At 71.0% G+C, this 21006-nt stretch carries 20 protein-coding genes; 9 read left to right on the forward strand and 11 right to left on the reverse strand.

What is annotated here, in order from left to right:
• Window positions 1-82: 82 nt before the first annotated feature.
• The 4 genes from OG272_RS08180 to OG272_RS08195 all read left to right on the forward strand — a co-directional run bounded on the left by OG272_RS08180 (window position 83) and on the right by OG272_RS08195 (window position 3595).
• Complete coding sequence (locus OG272_RS08180; protein WP_326584170.1) at window positions 83-793, forward strand: hypothetical protein; 711 nt, start codon at window positions 83-85, stop codon at window positions 791-793.
• Complete coding sequence (locus OG272_RS08185) at window positions 790-1557, forward strand: glycerophosphodiester phosphodiesterase (protein WP_327730621.1); 768 nt, start codon at window positions 790-792, stop codon at window positions 1555-1557. Before OG272_RS08180 ends, OG272_RS08185 begins: the two co-directional genes overlap by 4 nt.
• Window positions 1558-1598: 41 nt before the next feature.
• The gene (locus OG272_RS08190) at window positions 1599-2954 is read left to right on the forward strand and encodes an MFS transporter (protein WP_327730620.1); all 1356 of its coding nucleotides are present in this window, start codon (window positions 1599-1601) and stop codon (window positions 2952-2954) included.
• 266 nt (window positions 2955-3220) lie between these two features.
• Window positions 3221-3595 carry an RNA polymerase-binding protein RbpA gene (locus OG272_RS08195; protein ID WP_003977404.1) on the forward strand — a complete coding sequence of 125 codons (375 nt, stop codon included), beginning with the start codon at window positions 3221-3223 and terminating at the stop codon, window positions 3593-3595.
• A 243-nt stretch (window positions 3596-3838) separates the two neighbouring features.
• Here OG272_RS08195 and fxsA read toward each other — a convergent pair whose 3' ends face one another.
• From fxsA to OG272_RS08215, 4 genes are all read right to left on the reverse strand, one after another.
• Window positions 3839-4432, reverse strand: coding sequence for an FxsA family membrane protein (gene fxsA / locus OG272_RS08200; RefSeq protein WP_327730619.1), 594 nt, complete (start codon window positions 4430-4432; stop codon window positions 3839-3841).
• 91 nt (window positions 4433-4523) lie between these two features.
• Window positions 4524-5339 carry a polyprenol monophosphomannose synthase gene (locus OG272_RS08205; protein WP_327730618.1) on the reverse strand — a complete coding sequence of 272 codons (816 nt, stop codon included), beginning with the start codon at window positions 5337-5339 and terminating at the stop codon, window positions 4524-4526.
• Between the two features lie 588 nt (window positions 5340-5927).
• Window positions 5928-7532, reverse strand: coding sequence for an amidohydrolase (locus OG272_RS08210; RefSeq protein WP_327730617.1), 1605 nt, complete (start codon window positions 7530-7532; stop codon window positions 5928-5930).
• Window positions 7533-7638: 106 nt separating this feature from the next.
• The gene (locus tag OG272_RS08215) at window positions 7639-8079 is read right to left on the reverse strand and encodes an Lrp/AsnC family transcriptional regulator (protein WP_033532524.1); all 441 of its coding nucleotides are present in this window, start codon (window positions 8077-8079) and stop codon (window positions 7639-7641) included.
• A 267-nt stretch (window positions 8080-8346) separates the two neighbouring features.
• Between OG272_RS08215 and OG272_RS08220 the strand changes: the two genes are divergently transcribed.
• Entirely contained in the window at window positions 8347-8790 is a 444-nt protein-coding gene (locus OG272_RS08220; protein ID WP_327730616.1) for a hypothetical protein, read from the forward strand.
• Between the two features lie 134 nt (window positions 8791-8924).
• Window positions 8925-9224, forward strand: coding sequence for a hypothetical protein (locus OG272_RS08225; protein WP_326584163.1), 300 nt, complete (start codon window positions 8925-8927; stop codon window positions 9222-9224).
• Here OG272_RS08225 and OG272_RS08230 read toward each other — a convergent pair.
• On the reverse strand, window positions 9187-10401 hold the full coding sequence (locus OG272_RS08230; RefSeq protein WP_326585911.1) for an acyl-CoA dehydrogenase family protein: 1215 nt from the start codon (window positions 10399-10401) through the stop codon (window positions 9187-9189). The two genes, OG272_RS08225 and OG272_RS08230, sit on opposite strands and share 38 nt — an antisense overlap.
• 357 nt (window positions 10402-10758) lie before the next feature.
• On the opposite strand from OG272_RS08230, the gene OG272_RS08235 reads away from it, so the two are divergent.
• Entirely contained in the window at window positions 10759-11997 is a 1239-nt protein-coding gene (locus OG272_RS08235) for a glycoside hydrolase family 18 protein (protein ID WP_327732307.1), read from the forward strand.
• An 87-nt stretch (window positions 11998-12084) separates the two neighbouring features.
• Here OG272_RS08235 and OG272_RS08240 read toward each other — a convergent pair whose 3' ends face one another.
• The 3 genes from OG272_RS08240 to OG272_RS08250 form a co-directional block, all read right to left on the reverse strand.
• Entirely contained in the window at window positions 12085-12744 is a 660-nt protein-coding gene (locus OG272_RS08240) for a TetR/AcrR family transcriptional regulator (protein WP_326584162.1), read from the reverse strand.
• 103 nt (window positions 12745-12847) lie between these two features.
• Complete coding sequence (locus OG272_RS08245) at window positions 12848-12994, reverse strand: SCO1431 family membrane protein (RefSeq protein WP_326584161.1); 147 nt, start codon at window positions 12992-12994, stop codon at window positions 12848-12850.
• 150 nt (window positions 12995-13144) lie between these two features.
• Window positions 13145-14527: a peptidase C39 family protein gene (locus tag OG272_RS08250; protein WP_405892976.1), complete on the reverse strand. Its 1383-nt coding sequence runs from the start codon at window positions 14525-14527 to the stop codon at window positions 13145-13147.
• A gap of 173 nt (window positions 14528-14700) precedes the next feature.
• On the opposite strand from OG272_RS08250, the gene OG272_RS08255 reads away from it, so the two are divergent.
• Together OG272_RS08255 and OG272_RS08260 are read left to right on the forward strand one after the other, a co-directional pair.
• Window positions 14701-15354: a hypothetical protein gene (locus tag OG272_RS08255; RefSeq protein WP_327730615.1), complete on the forward strand. Its 654-nt coding sequence runs from the start codon at window positions 14701-14703 to the stop codon at window positions 15352-15354.
• 432 nt (window positions 15355-15786) lie between these two features.
• Window positions 15787-17661 carry an AAA family ATPase gene (locus tag OG272_RS08260; protein ID WP_326584158.1) on the forward strand — a complete coding sequence of 625 codons (1875 nt, stop codon included), beginning with the start codon at window positions 15787-15789 and terminating at the stop codon, window positions 17659-17661.
• A 176-nt stretch (window positions 17662-17837) separates the two neighbouring features.
• On the opposite strand, the gene OG272_RS08265 is transcribed toward OG272_RS08260, so the two are convergent.
• The 3 genes from OG272_RS08265 to OG272_RS08275 form a co-directional block, all read right to left on the reverse strand.
• The gene (locus OG272_RS08265; RefSeq protein ID WP_326584157.1) at window positions 17838-18926 is read right to left on the reverse strand and encodes a hemolysin family protein; all 1089 of its coding nucleotides are present in this window, start codon (window positions 18924-18926) and stop codon (window positions 17838-17840) included.
• Window positions 18923-20263 (reverse strand): hemolysin family protein, encoded by a 1341-nt coding sequence (locus OG272_RS08270; protein ID WP_327730613.1) that lies wholly within the window; start codon window positions 20261-20263, stop codon window positions 18923-18925. Before OG272_RS08270 ends, OG272_RS08265 begins: the two co-directional genes overlap by 4 nt.
• A 266-nt stretch (window positions 20264-20529) precedes the next feature.
• Window positions 20530-20994 carry a PH domain-containing protein gene (locus OG272_RS08275; protein WP_327730612.1) on the reverse strand — a complete coding sequence of 155 codons (465 nt, stop codon included), beginning with the start codon at window positions 20992-20994 and terminating at the stop codon, window positions 20530-20532.
• Between the last annotated feature and the right edge of the window lie 12 nt (window positions 20995-21006).

Consider the following 21006-nt stretch of genomic DNA (forward strand, 5'->3'; position numbering starts at 1 on the left):
CCCTGAATTGGCCATGGATGGCTTCACTCTCCAAGCCACAGAGTGTCATGCGTCAGGCCACCGGCACCACCAGGGGGACGTCTTGCCCGCACAGCACGAGCCGCCGCACGAACCGCAGCAAGGCCCGCAGCAAGGCCCGCAGGACCCTCCACAGCGCCGACTGGGCCGACGGCTGACCCAGCTCTACACCGGCCTCGCGCTGTACGGCGCCAGCTCCGCGCTCCTCGTGGAGTCGGGCCTCGGCCTGGAGCCCTGGAACGTGCTGCACCAGGGCCTGGCGGAGCTGACCGGCCTGACCATCGGCGTGGTGTCGATCGTCGTCGGCGCGGTGGTGCTGCTCCTGTGGATCCCGCTCCGCCAGCGCCCGGGCCTCGGCACGGTCTCCAACGTCTTCGTGGTCGGCATCGCGATGGACGCCACCCTGGCCCTCGTGCCGCAGGCGCACACCATGGCCGTACGGGTTCTCCTCCTCGCGGCCGGGATCGTGCTCAACGGCGTGGCGACCGGCCTGTACATCGCGGCCCGGTTCGGCCCGGGCCCACGCGACGGCCTGATGACGGGACTGCACCGCCGTACCGGACGCTCGGTCCGGCTGATGCGGACGGCCGTGGAGGTGGCGGTGCTGGCGACCGGCTTCGCCCTCGGCGGCACGGTCGGCGTGGGCACTCTGCTCTACGCCCTCTCCATCGGTCCGCTCGCCCAGTTCTTCCTGCGCGCGTTCGCCGTCCCCTCGGAATCCGGCAGCACGGTCGTTGCCACCGGTCCATCGAAGCGGGCCATACTGCCCGGGTGACCGCCCTCATACGCCACCCCTACCTCGACCATCCGGGCCCGATCGCCTTCGCCCACCGGGGCGGGGCGGCGGACGGGCTGGAGAACACCGTGGCCCAGTTCCGGCGGGCGGTGGAATCGGGTTACCGCTACATCGAGACCGACGTCCACGCCACGCTCGACGGCAAGCTCGTCGCCTTCCACGACGCGACCCTGAACCGGATGACCGACGGGACGGGCCGCATGGCCGACCTGCCGTGGAAGGAGATCCGCCGCGCGCGCGTGGCGGGCGTCGAGCCGGTCCCCCTCTTCGAGGAGCTCCTCGAAACCTTCCCCGAGGTCCGCTGGAACGTCGACCTCAAGGCGGAGCCCGCGCTCCACCCCCTCCTCAATCTGATCGCCCGCACCGACTCCTGGGACCGTGTCTGCGTCGGCTCCTTCTCCGAGTCCCGGGTCGCCCGCGCCCAGCGCCTCGCCGGCCCGCGCCTGGCCACCTCGTACGGCACGAGCGGTGTGCTGGGGCTGCGGCTGCGGTCGTGGGGCATCCCCGCCACGGTGCGCCGCTCGGCGGTCGCCGCACAGGTGCCCGAGTCGCAGTCCGGGGTGCCCGTGGTCGACCACCGGTTCGTGCGCGCCGCCCACGCGCGCGGCCTGCAGGTCCACGTGTGGACCGTGAACGAACCGCAACGTATGCACCGGCTCCTGGACCTGGGCGTCGATGGCATCATGACCGATCACATCGACACGCTGCGCAAGGTACTCGAGGACCGGGGGACCTGGGTCTGACGCCCTCGCGCGGCCCGTTCACGGGGAAGCGAGGGGCACGGGTGGGCACCGACACCGTGCGGACGGACGCGGGCGACGAGGCCGCGGGCCGGCGGCGCGAACAGCGCGGCTGGTACTTCTACGACTGGGCCTGCTCCGTCTACTCGACCAGCGTCCTGACCGTGTTCCTCGGCCCCTATCTGACCGAGGTCGCCAAGTCCGCGGCCGACCCGGACGGTTATGTGCACCCCCTGGGCATACCGGTCCGCGCGGGCTCCTTCTTCGCGTACTCGGTGTCCCTGTCGGTGATCCTCGCCGTCGTGATCATGCCGCTGGTGGGCGCGGCCGCGGACCGTACGGGCCGCAAGAAGCCCCTCCTGGGCGCGGCCGCCTATGTCGGTGCCGCCGCGACCGCCGGCATGTTCTTCCTGGACGGTGACCGCTATCTGCTCGGCGGCCTCCTGCTGGTCGTGGCGAACGCGGCGCAGTCCGTGGCGATGATGCTCTACAACTCCTATCTCCCCCAGATCGCACCCCCCGAGGAACGCGACGCCGTCTCCTCCCGGGGCTGGGCCTTCGGCTACGCGGCCGGCTCTCTGGTCCTGGTCGCCAACCTGATCCTCTTCACCTCCCACGACAGCTTCGGCGTCTCCGAGGGCATGGCGGTCCGCATCTGCCTGGCCTCGGCCGGCCTCTGGTGGGGCGCCTTCACCCTCATCCCGCTCCGCCGCCTGCGCGACCGCCGCAGCCCGTCGGGCGGGAGCGGGGAGGCGACCGCCCCCGGTCTGCGCCAGCTCGCGGCGACCGTCCGCGACATGCGCCGCCACCCACTGACCCTGAGCTTCCTCCTCGCCTACCTCGTCTACAACGACGGCATCCAGACGGTGATCTCCCAGGCCTCGGTGTACGGCTCCGAGGAACTCGGCCTGGAGCAGTCCACACTCATCGTGGCGGTGCTGCTCGTCCAGGTCCTGGCGGTGTGCGGCGCCCTCGGCATGGGCCGGCTCTCCCGCCGCTACGGCGCCAAGCGCACGATCCTCGGCTCCCTGGTCGCCTGGACCGTGATCCTCGCCGCCGGCTACTTCCTCCCGGCGGGCGCCCCACTGTGGTTCTTCGTCCTCGCCTCGGGCATCGGTCTGGTCCTCGGCGGCAGCCAGGCCCTGTCCCGTTCCCTCTTCTCCCACCTCGTACCGCCCGGCAAGGAGGCCGAGTACTTCTCCGCGTACGAGATGAGCGACCGCGGTATGAGCTGGCTGGGCCCGCTGCTGTTCGGTGTGACGTACCAGCTGACCGGCAGTTATCGGGACGCGATCATCTCCCTGGTCGCCTTCTTCGTCCTGGGATTCGCCCTGCTCGCGAGGGTTCCGGTGCGCCGGGCGATCAGCGACGCGGGCAATCCCGTTCCCGACAGGATTTAGCGCCGGAAGCGAAAGGGCTGTAGTGTACGCGTTTGGCCTGCCAGGCGTACCGTTACTGCGCGTCAAAGATGCCGAAACGCTGGGTGACATCTGCTATTAGATGTGACAAACCGGGCGCCGGTGGGTACAACAAGGGCGGCTACGACGGCGACGCATGACCCGGAACGGGACACGGAACGGGAATCTTTACCGCCGACCGGACGTTGACCGGATGACGACGACAGCGACACCTGTCCTGTGGGCGACAAGCCCGGGAGGCACGATTCATGAGTGAGCGAGCTCTTCGCGGCACGCGCCTCGTGGTGACCAGCTACGAGACGGACCGCGGCATCGACTTGGCTCCGCGCCAGGCCGTGGAGTACGCATGCGAGAAGGGGCACCGCTTCGAGATGCCCTTCTCGGTCGAGGCGGAGATTCCGCCGGAGTGGGAGTGCAAGGTCTGCGGGGCCCAAGCACTCCTCGTGGACGGCGACGGCCCGGAGGAAAAGAAGGCCAAGCCCGCGCGTACGCATTGGGACATGCTGATGGAGCGGCGCACCCGTGAGGAACTCGAAGAGGTCCTCGAGGAGCGCCTCGCGGTTCTCCGCTCCGGCGCGATGAACATCGCGGTACATCCGCGAGACAGCCGCAAATCCGCCTAGCCCGCCCCTTTGGGGGTCAGGCGGACCACAGCGCAACCGATTGACCGCGGGCGCCGTACGCACATGTACGGCGCCCGCGGTCTTTCTCGCGCCCCTCAGGAAGCACGGGGCGCAGCAGCCCGTGCTTCCTGAGGGGCGCGGGGAACTTTGCGAGAAGCCCCACCGGACCCGCGCGCTGGGGGTCGAAGGGGCGCAGCCCCTGTGGAGGGGAACGGGTAAGGGCGGCGGGGGCGAAAAAACGCCTCAGCGGTCCAGCGGCGGGCGCGGCCCCTGCCCCGGCGCGTCGCCGGAAGCCGCGTCGTCGCGGATCACCTCACCCTGCACGACCTTGCCGTCGGGCCGATGCATGCGTGCCTGCTGAAAGGCATCCCCGAACGTTCCGGAACCCGCCTCACGGATCTTGCGCTCGAAGGTCCGCTCCGTATAGCGCCCGAGCGCCTTCTGGACCGGCGGAATCAACAGCACCAGCCCCACCGCGTCCGAGACCATCCCCGGCAGCATCAGGAGCAGGCCACCCAGCATCAGGAACCCGTTGCCCTCGCTCTTGCCGGCCCCGGCTTCGGTGCCGGTCGCGGCCGCCCCGCCCTGCTGCTGTTGCAGCGTCTCGCTCAGCACCCGGAACGCCCGCCGCCCGGCCCGCTTGACCACCGCCGAGCCGACGAGGAATCCGGCGACGAGAAGCAGGAAGACCGTGAACCCGCCGGCCGCGCCCGCGACCACCGTGAGCAGCCAGATCTCCAGCACCAGCCACGCGGCGACACCCAACGGCAGAAACGTGCGCAGCCGGGAGCGCCGAGGCCGGGCGGGAAACGTCGGAGTGGAAGCGCCAGTCGTCATGCTCCCAGTGTGCCTGGCCCCGGCTCAGCTCGGGATAAGCGGATGATCAGCCCGGCCGTGGAACACCACCGGCCCCGGCCGTCCCTCCGTCTCAGCCCTGCTTGCCTTCCCCGGACCCCTTGCCGTCCCGCCCCAGGATCTTGCCGACCCGCTCGCCCACACCCCACGCCGTGACCCGCCACAGCGCCTCGACGAGGATGTCCCGGCTCATCTTGGAGTCGCCGAGCTCACGCTCGACGAAGGTGATGGGCACCTCGACGACGTGGTAGCCCGCCCTGATCGCGCGACGGGCGAGGTCGACCTGGAAGCAGTAGCCCTGGGAGGCGACCTCGTCGAGGCCGAGCCCTTCGAGGGTCTCGGTGCGGAAGGCCCGATAGCCGCCGGTGACGTCACGGACGGGGACGTCGAGCAGGACCCGGGAGTAGAGGCTGCCGCCGCGGGAGATGAACTCGCGGGACTTGGGCCAGTTCACCACGCGCCCGCCCGGCACCCAGCGGGAGCCCAGGACGAGATCGGCGCCCTTGAGCGCGATCAGCAGCCGGGGCAGTTCCTCGGGCTGGTGCGAGCCGTCGGCGTCCATCTCGATGAGGACGCCGTAGCCGTTCTCCATGCCCCAGCGGAAGCCCGCGAGGTAGGCGGCGCCGAGCCCTTCCTTGCCCTTGCGGTGCAGCACCTGGACGTGGTCGTCCTCGGCGGCCAGTTCGTCGGCGAGCTTGCCGGTGCCGTCGGGGCTGTTGTCGTCGGCCACCAGGACGTGGGCGTCGGGGACGGCCTTCCGCACCCGGCCGACGATCGCCTTGATGTTCTCCGCCTCGTTGTAGGTCGGGATGATCACCAAGGCCGTGCCGAGCGGGCCGAACCGCCTCTCCTGGCCTTTCGCCGCGAGGGTCCCGTCGCCGTCGTTCACTGCTGCCCCTTCAGTCCGTACGCAGGGGACCACCATAGTGGCCACGGCCTGCGGGGGAGTGTCGGCTCGTGTCCGGAGGGATGTCGATTCAACAAGGGGTGCGCGGGAGTGCGCTCTGAGTAGCCAGTGCGCCGCCACAGAACAAATCTCGTACCAGCACGGCTCGAAGTACAGAGGTCGTGCGCTGCGGATGGGGGCCCGACGCCCTTCGGGCCGACCTGGGGCCCGCTGGCTGCGGGTCGACCGAAAGCCGTTGTCTACTGAGCGTCCGGGCCCCACCCGGGTCACACCTACCCGACCGAGCCGGAACGTTCACTCGCCGTAGCGCGAACCCTGGGCCTGGCTGCCAGTGGTCGTGCGCCGGTGCGGCGCACCACCCCTGACCCAGCGGCGCCTCGACGACCGCTCGGAAGTTCCCCGGTCGGATGTCCGGTGGTGGACCCGGCCGAACCTACCCGTCCCCTGCAGCCCACTGTCAACCGCCGTTTGACCTGCGAAGTTTTCCTCAAAGCCCTGGTGGGAGGGGAGGACTCGCAGGTCGCGCGGCGCGCCGACGGACCGTGCTCGGCTCCGCGTCGTCCCGGGAGATCACTCACCCGGCCGTACGAAGACCGTTCGCCCGGCCACCACGGTCCGCAGGCAGACGGGCAGGTCGGTGCCGGGGCTCAGGTCGGGCAGGCCGGGGGTGCCGGAGCGGGGGTCGGTGGACCAGCGGGCGACGCGGTCGTCGGGGGCCTGGACGACGAGTTCGCCGGTGCGCCACACCGCGTAGTCCGCGGGCGCGCCCGGTACGAGGACGCCCGCGTCGTCCCGTCCGATCGCCCGCCAGCCGCCCCGTGTGTGCGCCGTGAACGCGGCGCGCACGGACACCCGGTGCTCCGGCGTGCGGTGGAAGGCCGCCGCGCGGACGGTGCCCCACGGGTCGAGGGCGGTGACCGGGCTGTCGGAGCCGAAGGCCAGGGGCACGCCGGCGCGCAGCAGGGCCGCGAACGGGTTGAGGGTGCGGGCACGTTCGACGCCCAGCCGCTGGGCGTACATCCCCTCCTCGCCCCCCCACAGCGCGTCGAAGACGGGCTGCACGGAGGCGGTGAGGCCGAGATCGGCGAAGGCGGCGATGGTGTCGGGGGTGAGCATCTCGGCGTGCTCGACGCGGTGTCGCGCCGCCCTCACACGGGCCGGGCCGACCTTCTCGGCGGCCGCCCGCACTCCTTCGACCACCGAGGCCACCGCGGCGTCCCCGATGGCGTGGAAGCCCGCCTGGAGGCCTGCCTCGGTGCAGGCGACCACATGGGCGGCGACTGCCGCCGCGTCCAGGTAGGCCGTGCCGGTGTGCGCGGCGTCGGCGTAGTCCGCGTGCAGGCACGCGGTGTGCGAGCCGAGGGCGCCGTCGACGAAGAGGTCGCCCGCGGCGCCGACCGCCCCGAGGGCGCGCGCCTTCTCCACGTCCCGCTCGGCCCAGTAGCCGACCACGCGCGGGCCGGGCTCCTCGGTGGCGAGTCGCAGCAACCCCGTGAAGTCGTCCTCGGAGGAGATCTCGGGGCCCGCGCACTCATGGATCGAGCCGATGCCGAGCGAGGCGGCGTGGGCGAGGGCGGCGCGCTGGGCCTCGGTGCGCTGGGCGGGAGTGATGGCGCCGAGGGCGGTGGCCCGTACGGCGTGGTGGGCGTCACGGGTGAGCGGGCCGTCCTCGAAGGCGTCGGCGCCCGGGACCAGATCGAGCAGGGCCGTGGTGACGACCGCCGAGTGGACGTCGATCCGGCTCAGGTAGAGCGGTCGGCCGCCGGTGGCCTCGTCGAGTTCGGCGCGGGTCGGCGGGCGGCCGCCGGGCCAGCGGGCGGCGTCCCAGCCGTGGCCGAGGAGGACGCGGTCCGCCGGGCGGGTGGCCGCGAATTCCCGTACGAGAACGAGGGCGGTCTCCAGGGAGGGGGCGGCGGAGAGGTCGAGGCCGGTGAGCGCGAGGCCGGTGGCCGTGGTGTGCACATGGGCGTCGGTGAACGCCGGGGTGACCAGGGCGCCTTCGAGGTCGATCACCTCGTCGACGTCGGCTCCGAAGGCGTCGGCGGCGCCCTCGGAGCCGACCCAGGCGATCTGGCCGTGTTCCACGACCATCGCGGTGGCGAACGGGTCGGCGGGGCTGTGGACTTCTCCACCACGGAGCAACACGGTCTTCGACGAGGCGGTGCGATCACTCATGGGGACAGTTTCGCGTGTGCCGACCGTCGCGCCGCACCCGGGCACGCTTTCAGGGCACTCTCACCCGGCGGAACGCCTGCCCGCAGCGGTGACCGGCGACCGACGGTCAGATCCTCGGCGGCCTCGCCTCGTACGGCGTGGACAGCACCACCGTCGTCCGCGTCGACACCCCCGCCAGGGACCGCAGCCTCGCGAGCAGTTCCTCCAACTCGTGCGGGGTCGCCACACGGACCTTGAGGATGTAGTTCTCGTCGCCGGCGACGCTGTGGCAGGCCTCGATCTCCGGGACGCCTGCGAGGCGTTCGGCGATGTCGTCGGGGGCACTGGGGTCGAAGGGTTTGACCGAGATGAACGCGGTCATCGGCAGCCCGACGGCCTCCGGGTCGACGACCGCGGCATAGCCCCGGATGACGCCACGCTGCTCAAGTCGGCGCACACGCTGATGCACCGCCGACGTGGACAGGCCCGTGGCCTTGCCCAGGTCGGTGTAGCTCATCCGCCCGTCCGCGACGAGCAGCTGCACGATCTGTCGGTCCAGCTCCTCCATGGCGCAAGAACCTACAGGGCGGTTGATCGCCTCCGATACCTGAGCGGCGCAGGTCATACCCGGTTCGTGACGTGACGGAGAGCCGCCTGTGGGCCAGACGGGTGACAGCCGCGCCGTGCTGGGCATCTGCGAACGGCATGTGACGAAGACCACAGCACCCGAACAGGCTTCGTGATGATCTCGTGATTACCGCCGAGACGAGGCGGGAAATGCTTGCTGTGGTCGAGGCCGCAGTGCCTTCACGGCCCACCTGAGGGGGAGAATCCCATGCAGAATCCCAAGCGCCCTGGTCGTACCGCACCCAAGCGGCTCCAGGCAGTCATCGAGCCCGAGCCGGAGGGTCTCGAACCGGACGACGAGTTCGACGCGTACGACACCTTCGAGATGTACCGGGTGATCTGCCCGGACTGCACCCAGCCCATCGCGCTGCTGTCCGACGAGGACCGCCTGCCCGAGCACGCGCTGGTCGTGTCGCCGTGGAACCCCTTCGGGCTCACGGTCTGCGCCGGCACGGGCCGTTCGGCCGACGACGCCCGGCCCGCGGACGAGTCCGTCGAGCCGCAGGAGCAGGACACCGCCCTTCTGTTGACGCTCCCTCAGGGCCTCGACTGGCGGACCCAGCCCTTCTCGCACGTCGGCGGTCCGGGCTCACGCCCGATGCGCGTGCAGGTGATGCGGCGTCAGCAGCCCGAGCGGCGCCAAGCCGCCTGACGTCAGGGCCGGTTCGGCCCACGGCGTCCGCGCCCGGCGGGCAGGACTCGTCCTGCCCCGTTCGGTACCGTCGCGAACTCAGACACGATTCCCCGGAGCGGTGACCGGTCCGCCCTCACGCGCGTTGGGCCGGTATGACCCCAACATCTTCGGTGACCGGGCGTCGTCGTCACATCTTCGTGCCGGCTTCGGAAGAATCGCTTCCGCAGGGGCCGGCCTCGCATCAGGACCCGCCGATCTACCGGGCCCTGATGCGGACTTGGGCCGAACGAGGCCGCACCTTGCCGGGGCGTCACGATCCGGAGTGGGTGCGACTGGCGACGCCGCCGAGCGGCCTCGACCAGTTCGTCACCACCATGGATCCGTTCGGTGTGCCCGACTTCTTCCGTGGCTCCTTCAGCGTGACTCGGGCCCCGCGAGGTGACGGGCGATGACCATCCGCTGGATCTGATTGGTGCCCTCGACGATCTGGAGCACCTTCGCCTCGCGCATGTACCGCTCGGCGGGGAAGTCCGCCGTGTAGCCGTACCCGCCGAGGATCTGCACGGCGTCCGTGGCGACCTTCATCGCGGCGTCGGTGCACAGGAGTTTCGCCATGGCCGCCTGCTTGGAGAAGGGCCTGCCCGCGTCGCGCAGCCGTGCGGCGGAGAGGTAGAGCGCGCGGCCCGCCTCTATCTGCGTCGCCATGTCCGCGAGCATGAAGCGCAGCCCCTGGAAGTCGGAGATCGGCCGCCCGAACTGCTGCCGCCCGGTGGCGTAGGCGACCGCCTCGTCCAGGGCGGCCTGGGCGACGCCGATCGCGCAGGCCGCGATGCCGAGCCGCCCGGAGTCGAGCGCGGACAGGGCGATCGCGAAGCCCTGGCCCTCCTCGCCGATGCGCCGGCTGTCGGCGACGCGCACCCCGTCGAAATGGAGCTGCGCGGTGGGTGAGCCTTTCATGCCCATCTTCTTCTCGGGTGCCGCGGCGCTCAGCCCCTCGGCGTCACCCGGCACGAGGAAGGCCGTGATGCCCCGGGAACCGGAGCCCTCACCGCCCGTGCGGGCCATGACCGTGTAGAAGTCCGCGATGCCGCCATGGGTGATCCAGGCCTTGGTGCCGGTGATCACCCAGTCTCCCCCGCTCCCGGCTCCGCTCGAGCGGGCGGGGCCCCCATCGTCCCGCACGGCCTTCGTCCGCAGGGACGCGGCGTCCGAGCCGGACGAGGGCTCGGAGAGGCAGTACGCGCCGAGCAGACGGCCACCGAGCATCGCCGGCAGATGTTCGGCCTGCTGCTCCTTGGTGCCGTAGTTGGCCAGGGCGTGACAGGCGAGGGTATGGACGCTCACACCGAGGCCGACGGTGAGGCGGGCCATGGCCAGCTCCTCCAGGACCTGGAGGTAGACCTCGTACGGCTGGTCGCCGCCGCCGTGTTCCGAGTCGTACGGCAGGCCGAGCAGCCCCGACTCCGAGAGCAGGCCGAAGAGTTCGCGCGGGAAGCGACCGGCGTCCTCCTCCTCGGCCGCGTGCGGGGCGATCTCCCGCTGCGCGATCTCGCGGACGAGCGAGATCAGATCCCGGGCCTCTTCCGTGGGCAGTTGACGGTCCACCGGCTGCGGGGCGCGGTCGGGCATGGCGACGCTCTCCTCCCTGTCGGGCACTGCGGCGGACACGCACCGGGGATGAGGTGGTGCCGCCGGGTCTCACGTGCCACAGCCGATGGTCCTCCTCCGGATCACGGAAGCCGCTGATCAGCGGCGGTGGCGCTTGGAGTATGCCCGATCCGGAGCAGCGAGTCACCAGTTAACGACCGTTCATTAGGACACATTCGGCGGCCCGCCGCACCCGGCCGGAATTGGTCCGAACCATTGACCCAAGTGGTCTAGTCCTCTACGGTCTCCCCCAACAACCCGCCACCGCGTTCATGCCAATCGGCCCAGCGGGTCCAGGCAGCACCCTTCCCCGCCATGCTCCCCTCCCCCGGAGTCACGATGCTCAGACCGCACAGCTCCCGCGTCCCCGTCAGGACGCTCGTCGCCGCCACGTGTTGCGCCGCCCTCGGCGCCGGACTCCTCGCCGGAGCGGGCTCCGCGACCGCCACGCCCGGCGCCGAGCGCGACACCGCCGGCACGACCTCCTCGAAGGTCGTCGGCTACTTCATCGACTGGGGCATCTACGGCCGCCAGTACTACGTCAAGAACATCGAGACGTCCGGTTCGGCGAAGAAGCTCACGCACATCAACTACGCCTTCGGCAACGTCGTCGACGGCAAGTGCGCGCTCGGCGACCCCTGGGCGGACACCGACAAGCCCTTCACCGCCGAGGAGTCCGTGGACGGCGTCGCCGACACCGCGGACCAGCCGCTGAGCGGCAGCTTCAACCAGCTGCTCAAGCTGAAGAAGCTGCACCCGAACCTCAAGATCATCTGGTCCTTCGGCGGCTGGACCTGGTCCGGCGGCTTCGGCGAGGCGGCGAAGGACCCCGAGGCCTTCGCGAACTCCTGCTACGACCTCGTCGAGAACTCCAAGTGGAAGGACGTCTTCGACGGCATCGACATCGACTGGGAGTACCCCAACGCCTGCGGCCTCACCTGCGACACCAGCGGCAGCGAAGCCTTCGAGGACGTGATGGCGGCACTGCGCAAACGATTCGGCAAGAAGGAGCTGGTCACCGCCGCGATCACGGCCGACGCCAGGAGCGGCGGCAAGATCGACGCGGCGGACTACGCGGGCGCCGCGAAGTACGTCGACTGGTACAACCCGATGACGTACGACTACTTCGGCGCGTGGGACGCGACCACCGCCCCGCACTCGCCGCTGTACGCCTACCCCGGCATCGCCGACAAGGCGTTCAACACCGCCGCCACCATCAAGAAGCTGAAGAGCCTCGGCATCCCGTCCTCCAAGCTGCTGCTCGGCCTCGGCTTCTACGGACGCGGCTGGACCGGTGTCACCCAGTCGGCGCCCGGCGGCACGGCGACCGGCCCGGCGGCGGCGACGTACGAGGCGGGCTACGAGGACTACAAGGTGCTCAAGACGACGTGCCCGGCCAACGGGATCGTCGGCGGCACCGCGTATGCCAAGTGCGGTGACGACTGGTGGAGTTACGACACCCCGCAGACCATCAAGGGGAAGATGGCCTACAAGGACGCGCAGGGCCTCGGCGGCACCTTCTTCTGGGAGCTGAGCGGCGACACCGCGAACGGCGAGCTGATCAAGGCGATCAAGTAGCCACCGCGACGGGGGACTTGGGGTGGGGGTCGGTCGGTCGACCCCCACCCCGGGTGTGCGGGCCGGACCGCCACCGCCCGGCGGCGCTCAGGCGTCGCGGCGGGCGGGCTCCGGTGCGAGGTAGGCCGGGGCCAGCTCCTCGATGGCGCGCAGCGAGCCGCCCAGCATCTTGACGAGCAGGTCGCACATGGTGTCCCGGGACAGCTCCGGGCGGTCGATCCAGTCGAGGGTGGCGCCCTCGACCGCGCACACCCAGCCGAACAGGCCCATGCGGGCCACCGGTTCGATATCGCTCCTGCCGTACGCGCCCTCGGCGATGGTGGCGACGATGGCCTCGCGGACGCCGTCCCGGATGGCGTGCACCTGGGCGTCGAAACCGACGCCCCCGCTGACGATCGTGCGGTAGGCGGCCTGATTGTCCTCCGCGTACCGCAGGTAGCACTCGATGGTGCGGTGCACCCGCTCCACGGGCGGCAGTTGGAGGCCGCTCGCCGCGAACGTGATCAGATCCGCCACCGAGTCCTCGACGATCGCGAGGTAGTAGCCGCGCTTGGACTTGAAGTAGTAGTAGATCAGGCCCTTGGCCACGTGCGCCTGCCGCGCGATGTCGTCCATCGACAACGTGTCGTACGACGTGTCGGCGAACAACTTGCGCCCGATGGAGATGAGTTCGGCGCGGCGCGCCAGCGAGCGGTCGGTACCGCGGGCCCGCGGCACTTCGACACCACGCTGTTGACTACTATTCAATTTCGGTCCTGGTCTCCAACTGCCAGCGGGACAACCGCAGTATGGCAGACCCTCACCACCAGCTTGTTCGACTCTGATCGACAGAATCGACCGGCGGATCAGGTCACAGCAGACCCAGCTGGGTCACCAGCATCGCGACGACCACGACCAGGGTCCAGCCCATCAGGTGCTCGACGATCTTCGGGCCGTCGTCCTTGGGGCCGCCCGTGCGGGCACGGACGCCGGTGGCGGTGGCGGAGGTCGCGGTCATGGCAGCTCGCTGGTGTGATCGGCGTGCGGTGGGCTCCCCCACCGTTGCGTCCACCTTGCCACCGCATGGGCGGTTCGCGGCCGAGAGCTTGGTCACACGAGGGCGTGGCCCCCGGCCTCCCGGGAGCCACGCCGTTATCGACACCTCTCGTCAGATGACGCCCACCGCCGCGAGCGCCGCGCGCTGGCGGGACGTGGGCCGCGCCGGGAAGTACAGGTAGCAGACGCCGCCGGTGCCGGAGACGACCTTGCCGGCGGCGTTGTACCGCTTGGTCCGCAGCCAGATGTTCTCCCACTCGCGCCGCCGGTAGATCCGGCGCACCGCCTCGTTGGTCGGCGAGTTCGGGTCGTTGGCGATGACGTCGCCGTCGGCGGTGAAGCCGATCACCGTCATGAGATGGCCGGCCGTGCCGTAGCCCGCGCCCGTCAGTTCCTCCGCCAGGAACGACTGGGAGGTGATCGCCGGAATGCCCGCCGCGATCAGCGTCTCCAGGTCGGTGAGCGAGCCCAGCCGGGTCACCACGCCCTGGAGGTCCTTGAAGGTGGCGGCGTACGCGGCGTTGAAGGGCCAGTTGCCGCAGCCCTCGTACTGGTAGTCGAAGGTGAACCGCGCCGCGTGGCACACCTGCGGGTCGGCGAACGCCGGGTCGACCCAGGCCAGGTCCGCGGCGCTGGGCTTCCGGCCCCAGAACTCTATGATCATCTGCGAGGACGTGGGGCTGCACCAGGCCTCGCCGCCGTTGTCGTACTCCGGGTACTGACCCTTGTGGGTCTCCTGGGAGTAGCGCGGGACGTTCAGCTCCCGCGCGAGTCCGGGCGTCGAGGCCGGGACGGTGAAGCGGTCGGGGACGTCGGAGCCCATCGCGCCGAGCCGCCACACCGTGGGGGTGAGCCGGGTTCCGGGCGTGCGGTACAGGGTCAGACGCAGCCGGCACGAGACGAGGCGCAGGCCCGTGGCCGGGTCGTCGATCGCGAAGGTGTCGGTCCAGACGCTGCTTCTGCCGTCCTCCTGGCCGTCGACGGAGGTCCGTCTGATGTCCTGGTCGCCGGCCGCCCAACGGCCCAGCACGTACCAGGGCGTGTCCGCCCCGTCGGAGTACGTGCCCTTCAGCTCGATCTGGACCCAGGTGCCGTCGGGGGTGCGGGCGTTCCAGGACGGGACGACCTCGGTGGCGGGCACGGTGAGCCGGTGCACCGGGGAGGTCCAGGTCGCGTACTCCCAGGAGGCCGTCCGCCCGGTGTGCGGGTCGGTGTAGTCGGTGGTGCCGAGCGGCGCGTCGATCACCAGCCCCGGCCGCTCCCCCGGCTTGGCCCGGGTGCCCTTGGCGCGGCCGGCACGCCAGTCGGTGTACGAGGTCCAGGCGCGGTAGTCCGCGAGGCGTTCCGGTGTGTGCGCGAGGCGGGCGGGGGCTTCGCCCCGGCCGCTCGTGGTGTCGGCGACCGCCTGACCCGCCGCTGCTGCGGCCGTCGCGGCGGCGGTGGCGACGGCTGCGGTCAGGACGGTTCTGCGGGACGGCTCGGAGAGGCTCGTCATCTGTGGGTGACCCCCAGTGGTCCGGAAGGAACGGTTCAGACGCACGGCTGTTCGCCCACTATGAACGCCGGGGAACGACTTCTGCCAGCACCTCGCGCCGCGCCACGCCCGGCAATATTGGTCGACACCACTGGCGTGCTCCGGGGCCGCACGGCACGGTGTTCAATCCACGTATGCACGCCTCCCCCGCCCCCGCGGACCCCGCCGTCGACGACCTCGCCGCCCGGCTGCGACGGCTGCCGCCCTCATGCGGGCCGGTCCGGCTGGTCGCGGTCGACGGGCACGCGGGATCCGGCAAGAGCACCTTCGCCGGGCGGCTGGCCGACGCGCTCGGCGGTGCCCCCGTTCTGCACCTCGACGACATCGCCACGCACGAGGAGTTGTTCGCGTGGACGGAGCGCCTATGGGACCAGGTGATCGAACCGCTGCGGCTCGGCCGGAGCGCGCGCTATGCCCCGTACGACTGGCACGAGCGCGGTTTCGGCCCGGCGCGTGTGCTGCCCTGCGCGCCGGTGATCGTCATCGAGGGGGTGGGCGCGGGTCGGCGCGCGCTGCGCCGGTATCTGGCGCGGCTGGTGTGGATGGAGTTGCCGGAGGAGGAGGCCTGGGCACGGGGGCGGGCGCGGGACGGAGCGGAACAGAGGGAGTTCTGGGCCGGGTGGGTCCGAGCGGAACGTCGGCATTTCGCCGAGGATCCTTCTCGGCCGTTCGCCGATCTTCTGATTCGGCCGGGAAACACGGGGTACGAGGTGCTCACGGGGCCTGGGATGACTCCAGGATCGGGGCCTCACCTCACTCAGGGTGACGACCCATCCGCAATGTGCTGAACTTGTGAAGACGGCTGTCGGAGAAGTTCCTTGAGTGCCCCAACTCGGCTTGACCGGGGGGCCGTACAGGACTTACGTTCTCAATGTGCGGTCATTCGATACCGCCCCTGTACGCGAAGCCCCCGGTTGTTCCCCCGTGATCGGGGGCTTCGTTCTGTCCTCTTCCGGTTTTCCGGACGCCCTGGGGCACGATTCCTTCACCCTCGGTCACCGTCCGCAATGCGCCCCGTCTGCTCCCACCTCGTAAGACGAGGGCTGCGGCACCCTTCGAAGGGCGCCCGACCCGCAGGTACGATGCCCAAGGCGCGACCTTCGGACGGCTGCAGCAACGCACCGGCGCAACTCCCGTCCGCGGCACAGCGGTTCGACGAAGGCTGCCGACGGGCACCGGCCCGTTCGGTTCCAGCGGGGGCACGGTTTGTGGGGGACGTGATGGACTTCGGCTCGCGGGGCCCCGAGGCTCCGGCGGACCTCGCCTGGCTGCGAGGCGTGGACGCCTACACGATGGGCGCCTATCCGCAGGCGGAGGAGGAGTTCCGCTCCGCGGTGCGGATGGATCCGGGGATGGCCGACGGCTGGCTCGGACTGCACGCGCTGCGGGTGGACACGACGACCGCGCTGCTGAGGATGTTCCGGCACCGGGAACGCTTCGGGGAGCAGCGCTCCCGGCACCGGCGCACCCTCAACTCCTGGTACTGGCTGGGCTGGTGGGTGCAGCCGGTGCTGGAGAGCCCGCGTGATCTGCTCCTCGCGCACGCCTCGCACTGGCTGGACGGGCGCCATGTGCCCGAGCTGGACCGGGCGCTCGCGGGGCTGCCGCCGGTCGACGCCGACCACCAGGTGCGCTTTCTGCACGCCTGTCGCGCCTACCTGGTCAAGGACTGGGAGCAGCTGGTCCGGCACACCGATCCGCTGCTCGACGATCCGCTGCTGGGGATCGAGGCGGGTCTGTTCGGCGGGATGGCCCGGGTCCGGTTGGAGACGTACGGGCAGGCCGAGCCGCTGCTCTCCGCCGCGCTGATGCGCTGCCGCAGCGAGCAGCCGCAGCGCAAGGAGCTGCGGTACTGGCTGGCGCGCGCCCACGAGGGCACGGGGCGCAGCGCGGCCGCGCTGCCGCTGTACCGGGCCGTGCACCGGGTCGACCCCGCTTTCATGGACACCTCCGCACGGCTGGCGGCGATCGCCGAGGGGGACGGGTACGACGACGACGCGAGCGACTTCGCGGCGATCGCGCTGGCCGGGATCGGGCAGGACGTGCTCGACGGCGACGGTCTGGAGCCGTTCTTCGACCCCGAGGGACGGGACCTGAAGGTGTCCGATCCCGGACCTCCGCCGCCGGGCGGGCTGCCGCCCGAGGCCGGCGACACGTTCGTACGGGAGAAGTCCGTGGTGCCGGTGGAGCCGCTGTCCCTGCCGGCCGGGCCGACGGATCCGGAGCTGCTGGAGGAGGCGCTCGCGGAGCTGGAGCGGATGGTCGGGCTGGAGCCGGTGAAGCGGCAGGTCAAGGCGTTGTCCGCGCAGCTGAACATGGCGCGGTTGCGGGCGGGGCAGGGGTTGCCGGTCCAGCCGCCCAAGCGGCACTTCGTCTTCTCCGGGCCGTCCGGGACCGGGAAGACGACCGTGGCGCGAATACTGGGCCGGGTCTTCTACGCGCTCGGGCTGCTGGGTGGCGATCATCTCGTCGAGGCCCAGCGCGCGGACCTCGTGGGCGAGTACCTCGGGCAGACCGCCGTGAAGGCCAACGAGCTGATCGACTCGGCGATCGGCGGGGTGCTGTTCGTGGACGAGGCGTACTCCCTGTCCAACTCCGGCTACGGGAAGGGCGACGCGTACGGCGACGAGGCGCTGCAGGTGCTGCTGAAGCGGGCCGAGGACAACCGGGATCATCTGGTCGTGATCCTCGCGGGTTACCCGGAGGGCATGGACCGGCTGCTGACCGCGAACCCCGGTCTCTCCTCCCGGTTCACGACCCGCGTCGACTTTCCCTCCTACCGGCCCCTGGAGCTGACCTCCATCGGCGAGGTGCTCGCGGCCGAGAACGGGGACGTCTGGGACGAGGAGGCCCTCGACGAGCTGCGCTCCATCTCCGGGCATGTCGTCGACCAGGGATGGATCGACGAGCTCGGCAACGGGCGGTTCCTGCGGACGCTGTACGAGAAGAGCTGCGCGTACCGGGATCTGCGGCTGTCGGGGTATCCGACGATTCCGACGCGGGACGATCTGTCGACGCTGCGGCTGCCGGATCTGATGCAGGCGTATGGAGAGGTGCTGTCGGGGCGGGGGCCGCAGGATCCGTCGGCGATGTGAGTTTCTCGCCCCCGCCGCCCCTACCCGTTCCCGTCCCCAGGGGCTCCGCCCCTTCGACCCCGGGGCCGTGAGTCGTCTGCGGGTGGGTGGGGCTTCTCGCGCAGTTCCCCGCGCCCCTGAAAAGGGGCGCGGGGAACTGCGCGAACGGGGTCCGGGGCTCCAGCCCCGGGGCGACATCAGCTCGCCAGGGCCTCCTCCGGGGCTTCGCTGCCCCTCGGCTCTGTCACGCGGACCTGCGGTGGCTCGCGGTGCGCCGGGTCGCGGACCTCTCCGACCAGGAGCTCCAGGACGTCCTCCAGGGCGACCAGACCCAGCACCTTGCCGGAGGCGTCCGCGACCTGGGCCAGGTGGGTGGCCGCGCGGCGCATCACCGTCAGCGCGTCGTCCAGAGGCAGCTCGGAGCGAAGCGTGGTCATGGGGCGCCAGATCTGCTGGGGAACGGCGCGGTCGGAGTCCTCCAGGTCGAGGACGTCCTTGACGTGGAGGTAGCGGCCCATGAAGGCGCCGTTCTCCGCGACCACCGGGAAGCGGGAGTATCCGGTGCGGGCGGTCAGCGCCACGACCTGGGCGGGGGTCACCGAGGGGACCACCGTCACCAGGGAGTCGCGCTTGAGCAGGACGTCCGTCACCGGGCGGGAGCCCAGCTCCAGCGCGTCCTCCAGGCGTTCCTGCTCCTCGGGGTCGAGCAGCCCGGCCTGACCGGAGTCCTCGACCAGCCGCACCAGCTGGACGCTGGTGAAGACGGCCTCGACCTCGTCCTTGGGTTCGACGCCGAAGAGTCTCAGGACCACCCGGGCGCACGCCCCCAGGCCGACCGTCACCGGCTTGCACAGCCGTGCGAAGGCCACCAGCGCCGGGCTCAGCCACAGCGCCGTCTTCTCCGGTGCGGCCATCGCCAGGTTCTTCGGCAGCATCTCGCCGATGACGAGGTGCAGGAAGACGACGACGGCGAGGGCGATCACGTACCCCAAGGGGTGGATCATGCCGTGCGGCAGGTGGATCGCCTCGAAGACCGGCTCCAGCAGCTTCGCCACCGTCGGCTCGGCCACCGCGCCCAGCGTCAGCGAGCAGACGGTGATGCCGAACTGGGCCGCCGCCATCATCTGGGGCAGGTTCTCCAGGCCGTAGAGGACCTGTCGGGCCCGGGCGGTCCCCAGCGGTTCGATCTGGCTGCGGCGGACGGAGACCAGGGCGAACTCGGCGCCGACGAAGAAGCCGTTGGTGAGCACGAGGAGCAGGGCGAACAGGAGTTGGAGCACGCTCATCGGGCCGCCTCCACCACGACGGCGGTCTCCGCGACGGGGACCCTCACGAGCCGGACCCGCTCGGCCCGGTAGTGCCCGACCTGCCGCACGGCGAGCCGCCAGCCCGGCAGCTCGGCGCGGTCGCCGGGGGCGGGGATGCGGCCGAGCAGATCGGCGACGAGGCCGGCGACCGTCTCGTACGGGCCCTCCGGGACGTCGAGGCCTATGCGCTGGAGCACGTCGACGCGGCAGCTGCCGTCGACGTCCCAGGCGGGGCGGCCGTCCTCGGGCGGGGCGGCGGCGAGTTCGGGCCTTTCGTGCCCGTCGTGCTCGTCGCGCACCTCGCCGACCAGTTCCTCGACGATGTCCTCCAGGGTCACGACCCCGGCCGTACCGCCGTACTCGTCGACGACGACGGCGATGGGCTGCTCGCTGCGCAGCCGGGCCAGGAGCGGCTGCACGGGCAGCGTCTCCGGGACGAGCAGCGGGGACTTGGCGATACGGCCGACCGGGGTGTGCAGCCGGTCGTGGGCCGGGATCGCGAGGGCGTCCTTGAGGTGGACCATGCCGACGATCTCGTCGATCCGCTCCCGGTAGACGGGGAAGCGGGACAGACCGGTGGCCCGGGTCAGGTTGACCACGTCCTCGGCGGTGGCCGACGACTGCAGGGCGCTGACCTTCACGCGCGGCGTCATCACGTTCTCCGCGGTCAGCTCGCCCAGGGAGAGCGTGCGGACGAAGAGGTCGGCCGTGTCCTGTTCCAGGGCGCCGGCCTGGGCCGAGTGCCGGGCGAGGGAGACCAGTTCGCCAGGGGTGCGGGCGGAGGCCAGCTCGTCGGTGGGCTCGACGCCGAAGGCGCGGACCAGACGGTTGGCGACCGCGTTGAGGCCGGCGATGACCGGGCGGAAGAGACGGGAGAAGACGTACTGGGGGCCCGCGACGAAGCGGGCGACCTGCATCGGCTTCGACACCGCCCAGTTCTTGGGCACCAGCTCGCCGATCACCATCTGCACGGCGGAGGCCAGCAGCATGCCGACGACGACGGACACACCGGACACGGCGCCTTCGGGTATGCCGACGGCGGTGAACGGGCCGTGGAGTATCTCCGCGAGCGCCGGTTCGGCGAGCATGCCGACGACGAGGGAGGTGATGGTGATGCCGAGCTGGGTGCCGGAGAGCTGGAAGGACAGCTCCTTGAGCGCGCCCACCACCTTGGCGGCGCGGCGGTCTCCCTCGGCGGCGGCCTTCTCGGCCTCGGGCCGTTCGACCGTCACGAGGCCGAACTCGGCGGCGACGAAGAAGCCGTTGGCGAGGATCAGCAGGAACGCGGCTCCGAGGAGCAGCAAGGGGATGGTCATGCCGCCGCCTCGATCAGTCGGGAGGGGGCGGCGCAGGTACTACAGGACGATCCGTCCATCGCTGGAGGGAGTCACTCCTCGAATAGCAGGGAGCCTCCGCCTTCCGGGGTGGCACGACAGAGGCGGAGGCGCAACGAAAACGCCTCCGCCAACAGATTAATCAAGACATGGGCCGGTGCGGCAGGGGCGTAGGCCCTGAGTCGGCCCCGTTCTTGCTCGGGGCCGCCCCGGAAGCGGAACCGTGCCGACTCCGACACCGAGCCGATTCAGCCCTGGCGCTGCTCCGGCTCGGTGACCGACCGGGCCTCCACCAGCGCCCGAAGGGTCCGGGCGTCCTCGATGGCGCGTTGTCTGGCGATGCCCGGCTGGATGCCGAGCGCGGGCAGGCTGGTGCCGTCGGTGAGGTCGAGGAAGACCCAGGGGTCGCCGACGCGCAGGTTCACCTGCACGATCTCCGCCCAGCCCAGGTGCCGTCGCCCGGCGATGTTGACGACGGTCACGCCGGACTCGTCGGCCACGACCTTGGGCCGGGAGAGCATGCACAGCACTCCGGCGAGCATGCCCGCCGTGAAGACGAAACTGAGCCGCTCGCCCGGACCGAGCTTCGGCAGCAGCAGCGCGACCACCGAGATGACCACGAAGATCGCGCCCGCCGCGGTCAGCAGCACGGCCCGGGTACGGCCCGGCCGAAAAGTGACCGGCAGGGCGGGGAGGGAGGACTGGTCCGGCATGGCGTACGACTC

This window comes from Streptomyces sp. NBC_00104 (genome assembly GCF_045160825.1).
Lineage (GTDB): Bacteria > Actinomycetota > Actinomycetes > Streptomycetales > Streptomycetaceae > Streptomyces.